A 19,326-nucleotide genomic window follows, 5' to 3' on the forward strand; every position below is an offset into this window, starting at 1 on the left:
GACGAAGGGTGGGTTTGCAAAGCACAGGCCTGGGGTGTTGCAGTACCTAAATCACGCTGGCACGGAGGCGGTAACTGCCATCCGCACGTTTCTCCAAGGGGCTGGCCGCCGCGAGTAGCCGGCGGGTGTAAGGGTGTTGTGGAGTGTCGAAAATCCTCTCACGCGGGCCCATTTCCACCACCTCACCCTGGTTCATCACTGCCACGCGATGGGCAATGCGCTCCACCGCCGACAGGTCGTGGGAGATGAACAGGCAGGCGAACCCGTATTGGCGCTGCAGGCGTTCGAACAACTCCAGAATCTGCTTTTGAATGGTCATGTCCAACGCCGAAATCGGCTCGTCGGCAATCACCAGTTTCGGCCGCCGGACCAGCGCTCGACCAATTGCCACGCGCTGGCGCTGGCCACCCGAGAGTTGATGGGCAAAGCGCTCACGGAACTGCTCGGGCAAGCCCACATCGAGCAGTGTGTCGGTGACCCGCTGGCGTTTTTGCGCAGCCGTCAGGCCCGGTTCATGGCGCAGTGGCTCGGCGATGATCTGGCCCACGGTCATGCGCGGATCGAGGGATGAATACGGGTCCTGGAAAATCATCTGGCATTGCAGGCGGTGCGCACGGTTGGCGGCCTTGAGGATATCCACGCCCTGGAACAGGATCGACCCGGCGCATGGCGTGACTAACCCGACCACAGCACGGCCGAGGGTGGTCTTGCCCGAACCACTGCCACCGACCAAGGCCAGGGTCTCGCCCGGTGCGATGCTCAGGTTCACCGAATGCACCACCCGCTTGGGCACGCTGCGCCCCCAAAAGCTGCGCGGCCCCGGATGTTCGATGCACACATCCTGGACCTGCAACAGCGCACTTTCGGCCGCTGGCAATGGCACCAGCGCGCCGCGCCGTGGCAGTGCTTCAAGCAACTGGCGGGTGTAGTCGGCCTTCGGCGCGAACAGGATGTCTTCGATTCGGCCCTGCTCCACCGCCTTGCCCGCACGCATCACCACCACCTTGTGGGCATAACGCGCCACCAGGGACAGGTCATGGCTGATGAACAGAATGGCAGTGCCCTGCTCGCGGGTCAGCTCCAGCATCAACTCGATCACGTCCAGTTGTGCCAGGCAATCGAGTGCCGTGGTCGGCTCGTCAGCAATCAACAGTGCCGGGCGCAGCAGCATCACCGAGGCGAGCATAATGCGTTGGCGCATGCCACCGGAGAACTGGTGCGGATAGGATGCCAGGCATTTCTCGGCGTCCTTGATACCGATGCGCTGCAGCATATCGCTGCAACGCTGACGGATCGTCGCCGCGTCCAACTCGGTGTGCAACTTGAGCGCCTCGCTCATCTGCCGGCCAATGGTCAGCGCGGGGTTGAGCGAGACCATCGGTTCCTGGAACACCATGCCGATCCGCGCGCCGCGCACCCCACGCATCGCCTTGGCATTGCCGGGCTCCAACGGCTCACCCTGGAAGATGATTTGCCCGCCACACACGTTCATCGGCGCTGGCAGCAAGCCAATGGCCGCGCGTGCAGCCATGGTCTTGCCACTGCCGGACTCACCCACCAGTGCAACGATTTCCCCGGGAGCCATGGTGAAGCTGAAGTCGTCGACAGCCAGCGGACCGTCTGTACCGACACGAATCTGTAGATTTTCAACGGCCAGTAGTGGCACTGAAACGCTCATGCTCATTTCCTCATGCGCGGGTCGAGACGATCGCGCAAGGCATCGCCGAACAGATTGATAGCCAGCAACGTCAGGCTGATAAAGATGCCCGGGAAGATCCCCAGCCACGGTGCCGTCGAGATATAGGTGCGGCTTGCCGAGAGCATGCTGCCCCAGGTGGCAGCCGGCGGTGGCACGCCCAGGCCAAGAAAGCTCAGCGCGCTCTCCGAGAGCAAGGCCCAGCCGAACATGCTGGTGGCCAACACACACAACGGCGCCAGGCAGTTGGGGGTGATGTGGCGGAACATGGTGTACAGCTCTGAGTTGCCAATCACCCGTGAGGCCTCGATGAACTCCAGCTCACGCAACGACAACACGCTGCCACGCACCACCCGGACCACTGAGGGGGTGTAGGCGATGCCCAGGGCGAGCACGATTCCGTACTGGCTGGCCCCCACGATCGCCATGATGCCCAGGGCCATGAGGATCCCGGGAAACGCCAGCAGCGCATCGTTGAGCATCATCAGCACGCGGTCGGTCCAGCCGCGCAGATAACCGGCGAGCATGCCGATCACTGTGCCGCAGATAACCGCCACGCTCACCGAGAGCAGGCTGATCCACAGGCTGGTGCGTGCACCAATGATCAAGCGGCTGAACACGTCACGGCCGAACTCGTCGGTGCCCAGCCAGTGCGCAGCGCTCGGCGCGTGCAGGCGCGACAACAAGTCCAGCTTGAGCGGGTCATAAGGTGTCCACACCACGCCGAGCAACGCCAGCAATACCAGTGCCGCGAGTAAACTGCCGCCGATCAAGGCATTCAACGGCGGGTAACGCCAGCTGCGTCGAGGCTGGGTATCCAGCCCGCTCGGCAAGGCAGGAGTCTTGAGGTTCATAGCTTCACCCTTGGATCGAACAGCGGATACACCAGATCCACCAACAGGTTGACCAACACGTAGATGCAGGTGATCAGCAGCAGGCAACCCTGCAGCACCGGATAGTCGCGGGAGAAGATCGCATCGACCATCAACCGGCCGATGCCGGGCAAGGTGAACACGGTTTCCAGGACTGCAATGCCGCCGAGCAGATTGCCCAGGATCAGGCCGATCAGGGTCCAGGTCGGCGCAAACGCATTGCGCAGGGCGTGATTCCACAGCACCGCGCCCTCTGACAATCCCTTGGCCCGTGCATGGGCGATGTACTCCAGGCGCAACACCTCAATGGTGCTGGCCCGTGCCATCCGCGCAATGGCGCCGAATTCCACCAGGGTCAGGGTAATGATCGGCAGCACCACATAGGTCACCGCCTTCATGGGATCGCTGGCGAAGCCAACGTAGCCGATCACCGGCAACCAACCCAACTGGATGCCGAACACATACAGCAGCAACAAGCCCAGCCAGAAGCTTGGCACCGACAACAGCAAGGTCGCCGTTGCCACCAGGCCCAGGTCCATCGCGCTGTTTTGCTTCCAGGCCGCGAGCAAGCCCACCGGTACCGCGAGCAGGGTCGCCAGCAACACCGCGACGAGCACCACCGTGGCGCTGACGCTGAAACGCTCGACCAGCAACTCCAACACGGGCTGGCGACTGCTGATGGACACCCCAAGGTCGCCACTGAGCACCGACTTGATCCAGATCAGGTACTGGGTCGGCACCGAGTGGTCCAGCCCCAGGCTGCTACGCATGTCGGCGAGGCTTTGCGGGTCGGCCATGTCGCCCAGCATCAGCAAGGCGGGGTCGCCGGGAATCAGGCGGATCAAGGCAAATACAATCACCGAGATCAGCAGCAGGGTCGGCACCGCCATGCCGAGCCTGTGCAAGATGAATCGAAACATAGTGGTACGCCTTACTTGGAAGTGTCGGCCAGCTTCACGCCCCACAGGCGCGGCTTGGCAACGGGCCAGGAGCGGTACCCTTCAACGCGCTTGCCCATCGCGCCGATGGCGGTACCGTTGTAGATGGCCACCATTGGCACATCCTTGAGCATCAAGGTATGCAGCTTGTCGAACAGCGGCTGGCGCTTGGCAGGGTCAACCTCGCGCTGGACCTCACGCAATATCGCCAGGGCCTCGGGGTTGTCCCAGACTTTGCGCGGCTCCTTGTGCTTGTCGCCGATCACCGACTCGTAGCTTTGCGCCGCGTCGAAACGCCCCGAATAAGAGAACGACATCATCTGGTAGCTGCCGGTCTGGTAGCGCTCCAACTGCGTGCCCCACTCCAGGGTCTCCATCTCGATATTGAGCCCCGCCGCCTGGGTCATGGCCTGGCTGAGCAAGCCCATGTCGAACATCTGCGGGTAGCGCTTGTTGACCAGCATGCGGATCTTTTCACCGGCGTAACCCGCCTCTTTCAACAGGCGCCGGGCCTCGTCGAGGTTGTAGCTGTAACCCTGGTGCGCAGTGGCGTCGTAGTACGGGCTGGCGGTCGGAATCACCGAGTTGTTGACCACCGACAAACCATCGGACAACGCCGCCACCATCTGCGCGTAATCCAGGGACAGCGCCACCGCACGACGAATGCGCACGTCCTTGAGCAGTGGGTCACGGGTCTGGAACAACAGGCCGCTGATGGTCATGATCGGGCTGACCTGGATCTGCAGGTTCTTGACCTTCTTGAGCTCCGCGGCATCCATCGCCGTCACGTCCGGCAGCAGGTCCACGCCACCCGACAGCAGCGCAGCCTTGGCCGACGCCGAATCGGGGATCACCTCGAAACGCACCTTGTCGACAAACGCCTGCTTGTTGCCGGTGTACCCGTCCGCCTCGGCCTCGGCCCGCGGGGAGTAATCCTTGAAGCGATCCAGCTCGACGTACTGGCCCTTTTGCCATTTGCCCAAGGTGAATGGACCGGTACCAATCGGGGCGCGCCAACTGCCATCGGCCGCCAGGGAGTCGGGATGCAGAATGCCGCTGCCGGTGCAATCCGGGCGGGCCATCGCCGCCAGGAACAAGCCATTGGCCTGGTCCAGCTGGAACACCACGGTCTGCGCGTCGGGGGTGGAGACATCGACGATCTTGGCCGCACCACGGCCATCGAACTCCGCCAGGCAGCGCCACTGGGTCTTGGGGTCAAGGTAGCGCTGCCAGGTCCATTGCACGTCCTTGGCCGTCAACAGCTGGCCATTTTGAAAGTGCACCCCTTCGCGCAGGGTGAAGGTGTAGCGCAGGCCGTCCGGCGAGACGTCCACCGCGCGGGCAAGCATCGGCGCGATGCTGGTGTCTTCGCGATACGCCACCAGCCCTTCGACGATATGCATCATGACCGCATCGGTATTGTCGTCGCGGTTGACGCCTGGGTCGGTGCTGCGGATATCGCCATTGATACCCACATTGATCACCTTGTCTTGCGCAACGGCAAGGGACACTGTGCATGTCGACATCGCGACGACGAGCGCGGTCTTTACGTAATTATTCACGGGAGAACGACTCCTTGAAGAAGTATTCCGGTCAGTGGCGAAGGCCAAGGCAGGACCGGCATCAGAATGAGTGAATCCTTAGTTATTGTTATACGGCCTGTTCTGAGTGCATCTGGCAGTGCTGTATCAGCCAAGGCTGCGCTTGTGCCGCAGCACCTTGGCGAAAAAGTCCTGGGCCGCCGGCATCGCCTTGATGCCCTGGTGAGCCACGTTGGGTAACAGGTCGAAGTGCACCTGTACGCCGGCGGCTTGGAAACTTGCCTGCAAGCTGGCCAGGCGTTCCGGGCGTGTACGTCCGGCGGCGTTGGCACCGGCCATGTAGTGTTTTCCGCCTTCGCGGTGGGTGATCTCCCAGGTCTCGAGGTCCGAGTCACCCACCACCATGTGCACCGGCAGTTGCTGCAAGGCTTGCAGGTTCAGCGGTTTGCCGAATCGCGCCGCGAAGTCCCGCACCCCTACCCACCAATCCTGGTCGGCATCCAGCAAGGTCACCGATCCCGGCGCACCGATGGACGCTGCCCAGAGTTTCTCTGGGTGCAAGTAGCAGAATCGATGAGTGAATTGTCCGCCACCGGAATAACCAAACAGCGCGAAGGTATCGAAGCGCCGACCATAACGTTTACCGACGCCGGCGATCATGTCGAGCAGGACCTGGTCGTAGCGGATATCGCCCTCGACCAACTGCTTGTAGCCGTCCCCATTGTTGTCACCCAGGACGCCGACCGGGAACAGTGGGGACAGAATCACGCAATCGTTCCAACGGCCAAATTCCGCGAAGCCATTGCGATAGATCTCCATCGCCCGGGTCGAGCCGTGCAGCGAGACCACCAGATCCACTGGCCGGCTGCTGTCTTCAATCGCCTCAGGCACGTAGAGGGTGTAGGCAAAACGGCTGTCTTCGGTGTGTGAATACACTGTGGTAGCACCGAGGTGATACACGCTCTTGGCAGCACGCAGGGCCAGTTGTTCGGGGTTGTTATCTAACGTGGTGTCTAAATTGCTCATGTGGAAAGTTCGCCGAGTCAGTTCGGGAATGAGTATTGGGCGGAGGCTATAAAAAGAAAAACTAATTAAACTTTAGTTTGAGTAAACAAAACCTTTACGATGCAGCGATACCCCCTGACTACGGCCCTTTCCATGAGCAGTATTCGTTTTTTCAAGACCTTTATCGCCGTCGCCGAATACGGCAGCTTTGCCGCCGCCGCCGACCGCGTGGCCCTGACCAATGCCGCGGTCGGCCAGCAAATGCGCGCACTCGAAGAAGAGATGCGCCGACCGCTGTTCGACCGCAGTCATCGGCAGATCAAACTGAGCCGCGACGGGGTGTTGTTGCTGCCCAAAGCCAAGCGCCTGCTGGCGGACTACGAGCAAATGATCGCCGAAGCGCCCGAAGGCGTGGCGATGGAGGGTGAAGTGTCCATCGGCGGCATTACCTCCGGCATGGGCCTGCTCGCCAATTGCCTGGTGCAACTGAAAAAACTGCACCCGAGGATATCGGTCAACTTGATGACTGCCCGCTCCGACGAAGTGGTCAACCTGGTGCATGCCGCCAAGCTCGACGCCGCGCTGTTGATCGAGACCGCACGGCAAAACTTCGATGGATTGAGCTGGACCCTGCTCTACAACGAACCGATCGTCATGCTCGCCAATGCCACGCAAACCGCCGGCATTGACGATGCCGTGGAACTGCTGAGAACCCAGCCGTTTATTCGCTACGACAGGTCCACGGCAGTCGGGCGCAAGGTGCAGGCAATCATCAAGAGTGAGTCCGTCGAGCCGTTGGAAATTCTCGAACTGAACTCCATCATCGGCATCGCCGACCTGGTTCGCCAACAAGTCGGTGTGGCAATCGTGCCCTTGCTGAAGAACTTCGACTGGCACAAGGACCCCAGCCTGCGAGTGCTGCCGCTGCCCGGCGACTTGGCGGTACGCCGGGTGGGGATATTGGAGCAAGGCACCAAAAGCGCGATTACCGGGGAGATTCGCAAGCTGCTGATGACGGCGGTGGCGAAGTGAACGTACCGTTACGCGATGTGCGTAGTACTTGTAGCAGCTGCCGAGCTCGCGAGGCTGCGTTCGAGGACGGAGTCCTCGCCGGGTTGGTGTAGGGCCTTGGCGGCTGCTTCGCAGCCGAACGCAGCCTCGCGAGCTCGGCAGCTGCTACAGGTTCCTGTGATCGCGTAACGGCACAATATTGCGCCAAAGGCCGCCGACGCCATGTGCCACCCGCCTTAAAAGCACTCATCGAATTCATCAGGGCGGGTGACTTGCAGATCTGATGCAGAACCCTCCCGACCGGCAACTGTGTTTCGAGTGGCGTGCGAGGTACCTTGAGATTATGTATTGGGTTGTGTCGGTTTCTTGCTGATATCAGGAAATAGAGTGACGGCCACGTAGTCGACGAAGACTCTCAGCTTGGGTGAAAGATGCCGGCTTGAAGGCCATAGCACTCGTAAGATGGTGTGGTCTCGATTGAAGCCATCCAGTACGGATACCAGGCTGCCAATTTCCAGTTGCTGGCGGATGGCAATGTCAGGCATGCAGGCGATGCCAAGACCTGACTCTGCGAAGCAAACCAGCGGTTCAAGTGTATTGGCCGTCATTGAACTGGCCAGATCAAAAGTGAGTGCCTGGCCTCCCCGGCTGAGTGGCCACTGGTCGACCTTGCCACTACTGGGGAAGCGGTACAGTAGACAGCGGTGCTGCATTAGATCCTCGGGGGTCTTCGGCACACCACATTGTTCGAAGTACTTCGGCGCACCCACCATGATACGGCGATAGCTTCCGAGCTTACGTGCCATCAACCGGGAATCACTCGGTTCTCCCGTGCGGATCACCGCATCAAATCCTTCCTCGATTACATCCATCAGACGATCAGTGCAGTCGATATCCAGTTCTATGTCGGGGTACTGGCGTTTGAATTCAGCGAATTGCGGCATGAACAGTAGACCGACGGAAGGCAGGCTAACGCGAAGCTTGCCGCGAGGTGTCTGGCTGGATTGCGCAAGCTCGTTTTCCGCCGCCTCTACCTCACCCAGGATGCGCCTGCAGCGTTCCAGGAATAGAGCACCTTCTGCAGTCAAGGAGACAGTTCGAGTCGACCGATGGAACAGTCGCGTAGCTAACCGCTCCTCCAGACGAGCGATAGCCTTGCTGACTGCTGATGCTGAGATGCCTAGTTGTTGCCCGGCAGTTGTGAAGCTGCGCGACTCACCGACACGAACGAAAACTTCGAGGGAACCAAGGCTTTCCATGGGCATCCTTATTCATGACTAAATCGTCATATATGTATTGAATTATTGCCTATTTTTCTTTTCTCCGCCAATGAGCACACTGCCGAGTAGCGCCCCACAAGGGGCTGAGACAACTCTCGATTTGAGGAATTTGATTGATGCGTACGACGACTACATCTGCTTCAGCCACGAGTACGGAGGCTTTGCCTATCGCGGCACTGCTTGCCTTGGCGATGGCAGCCTTTATCACGCTGTTGACCGAAATCATGCCGGCCGGACTGCTTTCCTCCATCGCAGGGGGCTTGAACGTATCCGAAAGCTTGGCCGGTCAGTTCATTACTGCCTACGCGGTAGGGGCACTGGTCGCTGCCATTCCAGTGACAACTCTTACGCAAGGCATGCGGCGGCGTCCTTTGCTGCTGGTCGCGATCCTTGGGTTTTCGGTTGTCAATCTCGTCACCGCGCTTTCCGATAGCTATAGCATCTCATTGGTAGCGCGCTTCTTTGCTGGCGTCTTCGGCGGCATTGTTTGGTCGTTGCTAGCTGGCTATGCGGTTCGTATCTCACCGTCTCACCTCAGCGGCCGGGCGATTGCGATATCCGGCGCCGGCGCAACCATCGCGTTGGTGTTGGGCGTACCGCTGGGGGCGTTGCTTGGCCGAGCCATTGGCTGGCAAGGTGCTTTTGGCCTGATGACTGTCCTGGCACTGTCGCTCATCGTATGGATAATCGCCGTGGTTCCGGACTTTCCCGGTCAGACCAGGGAGCAGCGCCAGCCACTTACTGGAGTCTTTCTAAAGACTGGCATTCGTGCCGTGCTGTTTGTGGTCTTTACCTTCGTTGTCGCCCACAACATTCTCTATATCTACATTGAGCCCCTCCTCGAACCCTCGGGCTTGTCTGCGGATGTCGATATTGTTCTGTTCGTCTTCGGAATAGGCTCAATCATTGGCCTGTGGTTCGTCGGCTCAATGGTTGATCGCCGACTGCAACTCCTTGCTGTTGCAAGCATCGTGGCCTTCGCCTGTGCTTCCCTGCTACTTGGTCTTTGGGGCGACCTTCCAGGGATGGTTTATTCTTGCGTCGTGATCTGGGGATTGGCCGTTGGTGGGTTTGCTACGATCACCCAAACGGCCTTGTCTCGTTTTGCCGGCGAGTCGGTCGATGTCGCGCAATCCATGTACACCACCGGTTGGAACACCGCCGTTGCCGCCGGCGGTATCGTCGGAGGTATTCTGCTTGATGGAACAGGCTTGGCGTCCTTTGCATGGGGTGTTATTGGGCTTCTCCTTCTCTCGTTGCTAGGCACGATTCTCGCCATGAACCGGGCGTTACTGCGAAAAGCCTAAAACGCCAACGCTCAAGACCGCCCATTCAATCGAATCACAACGTGTAGGAAATACCGACCTGCACTGTTCTCGGCGCCCCTGGATAAGCGTAAACGTTGCCGAACGCCCCCTCCTCATAATCTTCATCCGCCAGGTTTTTCACATCCAGATTGAGCCTGACCCTGTCGTTCACCTTGTAGTAGCTCAGCAGGTCGACCACCGTGTAGCTACCCATCGAAAACGCTGTGTTGGCGGTCTGCCCTGCGCGCTCATCGACGTACTTGAGCCCGGTGCCAAGCCCCAGACCCTTGAGCGCGCCATCCTGGAACTCGTAGACATTGAGCAGGCTGAAGCTGCTCTGCGGGATGTTCATCAGCCGGGTGCCGGATTCGATGACGTTGTCCTTGGTCACTTGCGCATCGACATAGGCGTAGCCGCCGATCACCCGCCATTGCGGGGTCAGGTTGCCGGCGATGTTCAGGTCCAAACCACGGCTGCGCACCTCGCCTGCCGCCACGCTGAACGTCGAGTCCACAGGATCGGTGGTGAGTACGTTGCGCTTTTCGATCTGGTAGATCGCCGCGTCGACACTCAATTGACTGTCCAGCGCTTCCCACTTGATACCCAGCTCATAGGACTTGCCCTTTTCCGGTTCGAAACCACCGCCCTGGCGACTGGCACCGGTATTGGGCTTGAACGAGCGCGCCGTGTCGGCATAAATCGCCACGGTATCGGTTAGGTCATAGGTCACACCAACGCGCGGGGTCACGGCATTGTCGCTGGCCTCCCAGCTTCTGCCGGCCGGCACGAAGGTTTGGTAGGTATGCTCGAAGCGTTCGAAACGGGCTCCGGCCAGGACGCGCAAGCGCTCGGTCACGGCCACCTGATCCTGGATGAACGCGGCGTAGGTCTTGAGGTTTTCCTTGTCGTTGGTCGGGGTGCGGGTCAAGGCTGGACGCGGCTGGCCATACACCGGATTGAAGATATCGATCGGATAGGCACTGGCGTCTCCGCTGGAGCGCTGGATGATCGACTGGTAGTCGTAATCCTCGTACTCGACGCCGGTCAGCAGGGTGTGATCGAAACCGCCTGCGGTGAAATGTCCGGTGAGGTTGAGTTGGGTGTCCTTGTCCGTCCACTCCAGCTTGCGGTAATTGAAGTTACGGCCCAGGGTGCGCCCGTCCGAAGCCACACCGTTGGCTTCGACCGCATTCCCCGCCAGGGTCCCGTCGAGCCATTGGAATCCACCGCCCAACGTCCAGTTATCGCTCAGCAGATGCTCGAACCGCAGCTGCGCCATGTTGTTGTCGTTGTGCAGTTTGCCAACGTCTTTTTCGCCGAAGAAGGTGTCGCGCGAGGCCGTGCCGATCTGGTTTGGATAGCGCGTCAGGCCACGGTCGAGCGGGTGATTGTTGCGCATGAAATCGCCTTCGAAAATTACCTTGGTCTCGTCGGTGGCCTGCCAGGACAGCACCGGGGTCACGCCGTAGCGTTCGGTTTCGACATGATCGCGGAAGGTATCACCGCCCTCACCCACCACGTTCAGGCGATAGGCCAGGCGGCCCTCTTCGTCCAACGGGCCGGAGGCGTCCAGCGTGCCGCGCTGCATGCCCTGGTCGTCGAGTTGGCTCCCCAGGGTCACAGTGGGCACGGCCAGGGGCTGCTTGGAGATGACGTTGAAGGTGCCACCTGGATCGCCTCGGCCATAGAGCATGGTCGCCGGCCCTCGCAGCACTTCCAGTCGCTCGATGATGTTGGCATCGGGCATGTTCGGATAACCACGGTTGATCGGGAACCCGTTGCGATAGAACTCCCCGGTGGTAAAGCCGCGCACGGTAAAGGTAGTCAGCCCCTGTCCGCCGAAATTGTTGGCCCGCCCCACACCACCGGCGTAATCGAGAGCGTCCTGCAACCTTGTCGCACTGATGTCCTCGACGACATCCCTGGTGACCACGCTGATGGACTGTGGCGTTTCGTGGATCGAAGTGTCGGTGCGCGTAGCGCTGGCCGACCGCGTCGCGCGATAACCATCAACTGGCCCAAGGGCGGTTTCAAAATCTGCTGTGCCAACGATGTCAGTCGCTTGCAACTCCAGACTGGCTTTTTCAGTTGTGACTTCTTCTGCCCAGGAGGACACGGAGAATGCCTGAAGCACGCAGATGGACACCAGAGTACGACGCATCTAGTAAACCTTGAGAAAATAGCCAAATGGGAGGGCATACATGCCAATAAATCGCGGCGTATGGTATACCTCACAGCAATATATTGATACGTATTCGCATTTGTATTTTCTGGATGCTACCTACGGGTGCACACATCGCTGATCAAGGAATTCCAGGACACCTCGCTTGCAGACCCCATGACGTAAAAAAGGGCCCTCGAGGAGCCCTTTGGCAGTCGTTTCAGATTTACGTGGTCAGCCAGGACTGGACGGTCGCAGAAGGCATTAAAAAGTCTTTATGAGCTTTTCTCTCAACCAGAAACGAACAAGGGCCTGCGTGAAAAAGTCATCCTGCCCCTCGCCAGCATACAAAAGCAGTTGAGCGCCGAGGCCGGCTTTTGCCCGTGCTTACAGGCTTATAAACTTTTAAAATCAATAGCTTATGAACATTATTGGCTCGCAATGAACGCGAGTGAGAGCTGAGCGCGGCGTGCCAGGAATGGCGAAAGCTACCAGCAAAGCTCCCAAGTCGGCTCCCAAACAGCTCTCAAGCTAGCGACCAAATTTAGGGTGCCGGATGCCAAATCGCAGACAGCAAAAAACACCAGGGTCTCGTTAGACGCTAGTGACAAATAGTGGTGTTTTTTGATGAAGCGAGATGGTGCCCCGAGCCGGAATCGAACCGGCACGCCCTGCGGCGGCAGATTTTAAGTCTGATGTGTCTACCAATTTCACCATCGGGGCATGGGAAATGCAAAAGCAGGCGCTGATTTAACCCCAAAACAAAACCAGAATCAATCACTTAGGAAATGAGACACCCCTCTTGGCCATGAAAATCAGTTTTACCAAGTCCGCATTGGACGACCTGACGTGCCCGGGCGGCAAAGCCGACATCTTGGTGTACGACACGGAACTCAAAGGTTTCGCGATTCGGGTCACCAAAGCCGGCGGTAAAACCTTTTTAGTGGTACGCAAATTCAGGGTAAGCGTTCCGAGAGAACACATTGCAAATCCCAGCATTCCGGTGGTAGGTGCCGACTGCTTAGCCGTCGAGTTCACCGGGAATGCTGGACTCACTATGCGCCAAAGTATTTTTTGAATTTGTTAGGCTTTTACATACACCCATGCCGTCAACCCGGAGACAAGCCCCACTGCAACACGCTTGTAGTCGGAAACCTCGTAGGCATCCGCTGCACGTAGCTCTTGTGGGGTGATCTGGAAGACCATGCCTGAAACAGTCTCCTCAGGGTTTGCACTAGGGATGACAATCGGATGGTGTGTTTTCCCGCTAGTGGCAAGCACCTCTGGATCAGTAATTTCAACGTAGGACTCTTTGTAGCCGGCCATGTGATCCGGCTGCCCAACTAGCTCTCGGCCAAAGTTGGCTACCTGAACGGCCTTGTCCTGCAAGGTGCCATAAGAAAACAGCAAAATTTTAAAATCCTGATGCAAGGTCATATTCCTTCCTTTAAGTTATCCATCACAAAGGCAAAACATTAGCTTGGTTAGGAAGCTAAATCCGGCGTCCAGCAGTGCGGCAGAAGCAGGCTTATATCAGTCGCACGATGTGTTGGCAAACGAGTCAGAACGTCCTTCAAATACGCATACGGATCATGCCCATTCATGCGAGCTGACTGGATCAAACTCATGATCGCCGCCGCCCGCTTGCCGCTGCGCAGCGACCCGGCAAACAACCAGTTTGAACGCCCAAGTGCCCAAGGTCGGATCTGGTTTTTCACCTGATTGTTATCGATGGGGCTGTAATCTAGGGCTTTTGCCGTGGCCGACCCGTTGGGCACCAAGTCGCGCTGGGCCAACCTCCAGTCATGCAGCGTATTGATTATCGGTGCAGCCTTTTCCTGACGTATTCGCCAACGATCCTCACAGCTCATGTCTCTTGCCTGCCGCCCAACTTCGTACACGCCTCCAATCGAGTGCAGCGCCTGTTCCGCCAACTGACTTTTGTTGGCTACATGCAGATCGAAAAACTTGCGGCGGGCATGGGCCATGCAGCCGATTTCTGTGATGCCTTTTTCAAAACTAGCTTTGTAGCCGGCGAAGTCATCGCAAACAAGCTAGCCGTTCCAGACGCCCAAGAAGTTACGCGCATGTTCGCCCGCCCGGCTCGGACTGAAGCCGTACACCACCGGCTTGAGCGCCGAAAACGGCGTCGTGCTATAGGCCCAGACGTACGCTCGATGGGTTTTCTTCTCGCCGGGCGCGAGCATCTGCACCGGGGTTTCATCAGCGTGGATTACGCCCTCGGCCAGCACCGCTTCGCGCAACGCATCGACCAAAGGCTGAAGCTGCACGCCGGTTTGTCCAACCCACTGCGCTAGCGTCGAGCGAGCGAGCGATCATCAGGCCGGCGCGGCCAAAAATCTTCTCCTGCCTGTAGAACGGCAAGTGGTCGGCGAATTTCGCCACCATCACGTGAGCCAAAAGCCCACGCCGTCGTGCACCAAGACTTTCATCCGGTTGGCGCGGCGATTGGCAAAGAGATAAGCGCAGTGCGGCTTCGCCGCACCGAATACGGCAACCACTCTGGCCAACGCGGTGTCGGTACCGGCGCGCATATCCATGGGCTCGGTGGCGAGCCAAATGGAGTCTATGCGGATCAACGGGCAAGCTCACGAATAAAACGGGCGCAACCGTCAGGATCTGAAGTTGGCCATTTAACGGTGATTTTTTGCTGGCCGAAAGGGATATCGATACTGATGTTGGCCTGCGGATCTGACTGGGTTGTGGATGCTAGTTTCATTGGAACGAAAGCAGGCAGCGCCGGCGGCGGGCAGAAACGATACGTAGGAATTCATTTTCGAACCAGGTTGGCGTTGATGCCGTGGCGCAGGGCTACGCTGGCCATTGATACGCCTGGTTGCAGGCATTCCTGGACGACTTGGGCTTTCAAGGGCTTGGGGTAAGAGTTTCTTTGGCGCACGGTGATCCTGATGATAAGGGCGATGGTGTCCACGTATTTTTAGGTGGACACCATCGCCCTTATGGCTGGGATCGGGTAGGTGAGTTCGCCGGGCGCTTACGGAGTAAGGCTGTAACCCGTGCATCAACCTTGCGTGATTGAGTCCCATGCGGCCTTCGCGAGAAAATCGCGGTACACCTTCGGACTTTTTTTGACCCTCCCAGAAAGCCAGGCACGCGAATAGCTTTCCGTCGTTCCAATGATGAGAGAGGGAATGAGTTCTGTCGGAAGGTGGCTGAACTGCTCCTTACGGCCCTCGATACTCATCCAGTCCAGCAGTCGTTTGTTGCGTTGTTTATTGCGTTCAAGCAACTCGTCTTTGAAAGGCCCGTTTGAGACTGCGTAGCGACTTTGAAAAAGAAAACGGGCCCAATCCGGTTGCTCATCCACCCACTCAACGTAGCTATAAATGAGTGCAGCTACGCCCGCTTGAGCCGTCTGCGCTTCTTGCAAGTAGCTATCTCGCAGGGCTGCCTGATCCTCTAGAGCAGCGAAAAAAAGAGCCGCTACCAACCCCTCCTTATTGCCGAAGTGATGGTAGATAGCCCCTACGCTTGTTTCGCATTGAGAGCGAATGGTCTCAATGTTAGTGGCTTCGATACCTGACTCATTAAAGCAGGCAAGCGCCTGGCGCAGGATGGTGCGCTTGAGCTCACTGCGCCTACCGGGATAAATACGCTCGCTTAGATCAATTGATTGCATGAGATGTACGCCAAATGAGCTCAGTTTATAGGTTGAACGCCCAGCAGAGAAAGCGCAGCTTGACAGCTCTCAGAAATACAGAATATTGTTCCGTTACAGAATATTATTCTGTTAACTGACCTAGAGGGTATTTCATGAGCCAAGCTCTAAGCATGTTCAATAGCGTAGGCCCTGCCGCGTTCAGCAATATGGCGTGCCAAATGGCACCTTTCTTCAGCACGATCTCCCCGGAGATTTCTGAGCTAAGCCCGGGCCACGCAGTGGTAAACGTGCCGTTTCGCAAGGAAATCACCAACCATCTAGCATCTGTGCACGCGATTGCCCTATGCAATGCCGCCGAGTTAGCGGGCGGAATGATGACTGACGCTTCGATTCCTTCAGGCGCCAAATGGATTCCGAAAGGCATGACCGTTGAATATCTCGCGAAAGCAAAATCGAGTATTCGCGCGGTTGCCGATGGTAGTGGTATTGATTGGGAAACCGGCGGCGACAAGTTCGTCCCGGTTGATATCTTCGACGAGGGTGGAGTGAAGGTTTTCACCGCCAAAATCACGATGAATGTAAAAATCGCCTAAGCCTTTCCGATTGGCTCGGCGTTTGCCGAGCCACATCACCGGGTATGCGGAATTGGTAATTGTTCACATCGGATCGGCAGTTCAATACTTAAACGCGCTGGGCCCGCGTTCACGGGCTATCTGCATCAGTCATAAAGGCGGAGATGAACTGGCCGCGATCACCGGATACTAGATTCCGTCTTGCCAACGTCAATGGTTGCAACGCAATGCATGGGAGCACGTACTCACCGCGGCCCAACGCCCCGTCGTAGGCCGCGTGTATGCCCGCCTGAAACTTGCCGGGTTGAAGCCTTCAGCAACCAATGCCGTCGCTGAAACCTGGTCCCTTGATCTCTCCCGCGTAGGCTAAAAATGCGCCAAAAGAAAACAGCAAACCGAGATCTTCCACCACGAATGATTCGGCGCATCCGGAAAAGAAAGAATGGGAGCATCTGGGTGGGTTACTACTACAACGGCAGGGATGTCGACGGTAGCCGAGTGGAGATCCCTCTCGGCGGCGACCTCGATGAGGCTAAAGTTGAATGGGCCCGCCTGGATCGCAAAGCTACACCTAAGGCTGCTCACCTGATGGGCAGGCTATTCGACGACTACGAAGAGAAGGTCATCCCAGGACTTAAGCCCGGCACTCAAAAAGACTATCTCAAAGGTTTGAAACAGCTACGTAACGCCTTCGAATCAGCCCCCGTCGAAGCCCTTACCCCGCAGGTAATCGCCCAGTATCGCGACGCGCGGACAGCAAAGGTGCGCGCTAACCGCGAGATCGCCCTCCTCTCGACTATATTCACATTTGCCCGTGAATGGGGACTCACTGAAATGGCAAACCCTTGCGCTCGACTACGAAGGAACAAAGAGACACCACGCGACTTCTATGCGGGCCAAGTTGTTTGGGATGCGGTGTACGCAGAGGCTCCGCTCGAATTAAAGGACGCAATGGACCTGGCCTACCTGACAGGCCAGCGCCCTGCTGATGTGCTTAAAGCGTCGACAGCCGACCTCAGCAATGGATTTCTAATGGTAGGACAGGGCAAGACCGAGAAACGTCTGCGCATCCGTCTACACGATGGGACAAACGCATCAAATCTCAGCACATTCCTCGATGCCCTGCTTGAGCGAAAAACCATGGCTGGCATCAGAAACTCATGCCTGATCACCAACAAAGCGGGACTACGAATGAGTTATGCCATGCTGAGAAACCGGTGGGATGAGGCCCGCGAAAAAGCAGCTGTGAAGGCAATAGCCGAAGGTGATACAACCCTCGGCGCCGAGATCCGACAATTCCAATTCCGTGACATCCGGCCAAAAGCGGCCAGCGATATTGACGACATTGGGCAGGCAAGCCGACTGCTCGGTCACTCAACGCAGGAGATGACGAAAAAAGTTTATCGTCGTGTTGGTGAAATCGTACAACCCACAAAATAGCAATGGAGCGCGAAAAGCTACTGCCGATGCCCGATTCCACGATCAGAATCTGAAGTGGTGACGGGCAACACTCGGACAAAAAGAACCTAATGAGACTAAATTGCTCCGCTTTTTTCCAGAAACTTTTTTAGCTCTGAGACTCTAATGAAGGAGTTTTTTCCCTCCGGACTACCAGCAGCACCTTGAGCTGCAATTCCAACAACGTGGTAACTCGAATTAATTACAGGCCCACCACTATTCCCAGAATACAAAGTCTTATCAACTTCACTATGCATTACACCACTTAATGGATATTTGTTGGTAAGCCTGCACTTCAAGACTCCAACGTCGCTGCTGCCCTCCTTAAAATTTGGAAAACCTAAAACCGCTACACGATCACCAATATTGGGTTCTTTGATATCTTCCAATGCAAAAACTTCCAGACCAGCTGGAGGATCTACAATTTTCAACACTGCAAGATCCAGGTCTTTATCACGAATGATGACTTTCGCCTCATACAGATTTTCGTCTCCCATCCTCTTGATCAAGCACTCAGCGACTTCGATTCTTACACCATCACCAAACTGCTCAGCAAGTACGTGCTCACATGTCACCAATAAACGACCACCGATCAGGAACGCGCTACCTTGGCTACTGACGAGCCTGCCGTTAATTTGCTCATTAATTTCAATAACCCAACATTTGTCCTTTATAAATGTTCCGACTTTGAAATTATCTAAGTCTTCACGAGTAGCTACCGGGGTGTTGGGAACCTTAGAGCTGATCGGCAGCATATTGTATCTGTGGGCAAGCCTCCTATAGACTTCTGACTCCTCGCTAACAACTTGCTTTATGTAAAGCAGTCGCCCTTGTAGGTGGGTCTCAATGTTCGCAGTAGAGTTGGGGCTTTTTTCTTTAAAAATCGAGTTCGAAACCTCAAATCCAAACTTCTCAATCGAGTGCATTAAGGCGGCAGTTTTTCTAATATATGGCCGGGGTACATTTGGCTTTTGATTGGTTACAAGCCCCGTCACAACTTGCCGCTCATGAGTCCCCTGCAACCTGACCTTATCTTCGTTGATTTTGAAGCCGTGAGTTTCAATTACAGCCGCGAGTTCTTGCCCGACCTTGCTTCCGTAATGATTTGGTCTGCCATCAATCTCACGCCACTCCACAAGTTCTCTAGAAACATACTCTATCGGACTATAGAATGAAAACGTCATATCATCAGCGTAACGTGTGTAGACTGCCCGATGACGCTTTGCCAACGAATAAAGGTCTTTATCTAAGCTAGCACATAGCATGTTTGATATGACGGGAGAGCTTGGTGACCCCTGGGGCAATATACCGTTTACAGTGGTAAGGTGAGCAATTACTGATGCGGTCTCTGGAGAAAGCGAATAAGGTTTCGCCATTAACATCCCACGGACACGCCGAAAAGTAATTGTTCCGAAAAAATTTTCTAGGTCGATATTGAAGACATATTTTTTTCGGCAATGAGGGCGAGCGTTGGCGACAATAGATTGTCCAGCCAGAAATGCCTTGACTGGTGCCCTTGGTTTGTAGAGTTTTGAAAGCAAGCTCGCTATCCGCCCTTGGATAGTTTTAAGCTTGTCGCTTGGTGCCAATATTTTGCGTTTTCCGCCACTTTTCTTAGGAATTTCAAACGCAAGATAATGCCGTGCCATATCTCCACGGTAATAATAATATTTTATTTTTCCGTAGTCCGTCCCGAAAAGTGCTGCTAGGTCTTCAGGAGTGGTACTCGGATTGAGGTCGAAAAGGTTTAAGAAAAAGCCTCCATTCATATTTCACCATATTCCTTTAACGATAATTCCCCTAAGTCGCTAAGGGCCGTTGCTTGTAGCATTTTTGAGCCGG

Annotated in this window: 18 protein-coding genes, 1 tRNA gene and 1 pseudogene; 6 read left to right on the plus strand and 14 right to left on the minus strand. The window is 56.6% G+C overall.

The window, feature by feature from the left end; translation table 11 throughout:
* Positions 1-46: 46 nt before the first annotated feature.
* The 5 genes from ACIOVD_RS24130 to ACIOVD_RS24150 form a co-directional block, all read right to left on the minus strand.
* Positions 47-1,678 carry an ABC transporter ATP-binding protein gene (locus ACIOVD_RS24130; RefSeq protein ID WP_159995432.1) on the minus strand — a complete coding sequence of 544 codons (1,632 nt, stop codon included), beginning with the start codon at positions 1,676-1,678 and terminating at the stop codon, positions 47-49.
* Positions 1,679-1,680: 2 nt separating this feature from the next.
* Complete coding sequence (locus ACIOVD_RS24135; RefSeq protein WP_095169718.1) at positions 1,681-2,550, minus strand: ABC transporter permease; 870 nt, start codon at positions 2,548-2,550, stop codon at positions 1,681-1,683.
* The gene (locus ACIOVD_RS24140; RefSeq protein WP_159995430.1) at positions 2,547-3,488 is read right to left on the minus strand and encodes an ABC transporter permease; all 942 of its coding nucleotides are present in this window, start codon (positions 3,486-3,488) and stop codon (positions 2,547-2,549) included. Before ACIOVD_RS24140 ends, ACIOVD_RS24135 begins: the two co-directional genes overlap by 4 nt.
* 11 nt (positions 3,489-3,499) lie before the next feature.
* Positions 3,500-5,068: an ABC transporter substrate-binding protein gene (locus ACIOVD_RS24145; protein ID WP_401130636.1), complete on the minus strand. Its 1,569-nt coding sequence runs from the start codon at positions 5,066-5,068 to the stop codon at positions 3,500-3,502.
* 126 nt (positions 5,069-5,194) lie between these two features.
* A complete protein-coding gene (locus ACIOVD_RS24150) occupies positions 5,195-6,073 on the minus strand; it encodes an alpha/beta hydrolase (RefSeq protein ID WP_401130638.1) in 879 nt (292 codons plus the stop codon).
* 132 nt (positions 6,074-6,205) lie between these two features.
* Here ACIOVD_RS24150 and ACIOVD_RS24155 point away from each other — a divergent pair, with 132 nt between their 5' ends.
* Entirely contained in the window at positions 6,206-7,084 is an 879-nt protein-coding gene (locus ACIOVD_RS24155; RefSeq protein WP_095169714.1) for a LysR family transcriptional regulator, read from the plus strand.
* A gap of 320 nt (positions 7,085-7,404) precedes the next feature.
* On the opposite strand, the gene ACIOVD_RS24160 is transcribed toward ACIOVD_RS24155, so the two are convergent.
* On the minus strand, positions 7,405-8,322 hold the full coding sequence (locus ACIOVD_RS24160) for a LysR family transcriptional regulator (RefSeq protein WP_401130640.1): 918 nt from the start codon (positions 8,320-8,322) through the stop codon (positions 7,405-7,407).
* Between the two features lie 137 nt (positions 8,323-8,459).
* Between ACIOVD_RS24160 and ACIOVD_RS24165 the strand changes: the two genes are divergently transcribed.
* Positions 8,460-9,650, plus strand: a complete 1,191-nt coding sequence (locus tag ACIOVD_RS24165; protein ID WP_401130642.1) for an MFS transporter — start codon at positions 8,460-8,462, stop codon at positions 9,648-9,650.
* A gap of 34 nt (positions 9,651-9,684) precedes the next feature.
* Here the strand turns inward: ACIOVD_RS24165 and ACIOVD_RS24170 are convergent, their stop codons facing one another.
* Positions 9,685-11,811: a TonB-dependent siderophore receptor gene (locus tag ACIOVD_RS24170; RefSeq protein WP_401130644.1), complete on the minus strand. Its 2,127-nt coding sequence runs from the start codon at positions 11,809-11,811 to the stop codon at positions 9,685-9,687.
* A gap of 638 nt (positions 11,812-12,449) precedes the next feature.
* Positions 12,450-12,534 (minus strand) — tRNA-Leu (locus ACIOVD_RS24175).
* Positions 12,535-12,613: 79 nt separating this feature from the next.
* On the opposite strand from ACIOVD_RS24175, the gene ACIOVD_RS24180 reads away from it, so the two are divergent.
* The gene (locus ACIOVD_RS24180; RefSeq protein ID WP_401130646.1) at positions 12,614-12,889 is read left to right on the plus strand and encodes a hypothetical protein; all 276 of its coding nucleotides are present in this window, start codon (positions 12,614-12,616) and stop codon (positions 12,887-12,889) included.
* Positions 12,890-12,894: 5 nt separating this feature from the next.
* Here the strand turns inward: ACIOVD_RS24180 and ACIOVD_RS24185 are convergent, their stop codons facing one another.
* From ACIOVD_RS24185 to ACIOVD_RS24205, 5 genes and pseudogenes are all read right to left on the minus strand, one after another.
* The gene (locus ACIOVD_RS24185; protein ID WP_166589362.1) at positions 12,895-13,248 is read right to left on the minus strand and encodes a gamma-glutamylcyclotransferase family protein; all 354 of its coding nucleotides are present in this window, start codon (positions 13,246-13,248) and stop codon (positions 12,895-12,897) included.
* Positions 13,249-13,295: 47 nt separating this feature from the next.
* Positions 13,296-14,253 (minus strand): annotated as a pseudogene (gene tnpC / locus ACIOVD_RS24190) (IS66 family transposase); the annotation flags it as partial.
* Positions 14,220-14,372, minus strand: coding sequence for an IS66 family insertion sequence element accessory protein TnpB (gene tnpB / locus ACIOVD_RS24195; protein ID WP_401130668.1), 153 nt, complete (start codon positions 14,370-14,372; stop codon positions 14,220-14,222). The gene tnpB and the pseudogene tnpC, both read right to left, overlap by 34 nt.
* Positions 14,373-14,602: 230 nt before the next feature.
* A complete protein-coding gene (locus tag ACIOVD_RS24200) occupies positions 14,603-14,764 on the minus strand; it encodes a transposase (RefSeq protein WP_401130648.1) in 162 nt (53 codons plus the stop codon).
* Positions 14,765-14,854: 90 nt separating this feature from the next.
* Positions 14,855-15,472, minus strand: coding sequence for a TetR/AcrR family transcriptional regulator (locus ACIOVD_RS24205; protein ID WP_401130650.1), 618 nt, complete (start codon positions 15,470-15,472; stop codon positions 14,855-14,857).
* 134 nt (positions 15,473-15,606) lie between these two features.
* On the opposite strand from ACIOVD_RS24205, the gene ACIOVD_RS24210 reads away from it, so the two are divergent.
* From ACIOVD_RS24210 to ACIOVD_RS24220, 3 genes are all read left to right on the plus strand, one after another.
* A complete protein-coding gene (locus tag ACIOVD_RS24210; RefSeq protein ID WP_401130652.1) occupies positions 15,607-16,047 on the plus strand; it encodes a hotdog fold domain-containing protein in 441 nt (146 codons plus the stop codon).
* Positions 16,048-16,219: 172 nt separating this feature from the next.
* Positions 16,220-16,396, plus strand: a complete 177-nt coding sequence (locus tag ACIOVD_RS24215; RefSeq protein ID WP_401130670.1) for a DUF4224 domain-containing protein — start codon at positions 16,220-16,222, stop codon at positions 16,394-16,396.
* 2 nt (positions 16,397-16,398) lie between these two features.
* Positions 16,399-17,466 (plus strand): tyrosine-type recombinase/integrase, encoded by a 1,068-nt coding sequence (locus tag ACIOVD_RS24220; RefSeq protein ID WP_401130654.1) that lies wholly within the window; start codon positions 16,399-16,401, stop codon positions 17,464-17,466.
* A gap of 95 nt (positions 17,467-17,561) precedes the next feature.
* Here the strand turns inward: ACIOVD_RS24220 and ACIOVD_RS24225 are convergent, their stop codons facing one another.
* Positions 17,562-19,253: a trypsin-like peptidase domain-containing protein gene (locus ACIOVD_RS24225; RefSeq protein ID WP_401130656.1), complete on the minus strand. Its 1,692-nt coding sequence runs from the start codon at positions 19,251-19,253 to the stop codon at positions 17,562-17,564.
* Positions 19,254-19,326 lie beyond the last annotated feature (73 nt).

This window comes from Pseudomonas sp. NPDC087626 (assembly GCF_044743405.1).
Taxonomy (GTDB): domain Bacteria; phylum Pseudomonadota; class Gammaproteobacteria; order Pseudomonadales; family Pseudomonadaceae; genus Aquipseudomonas.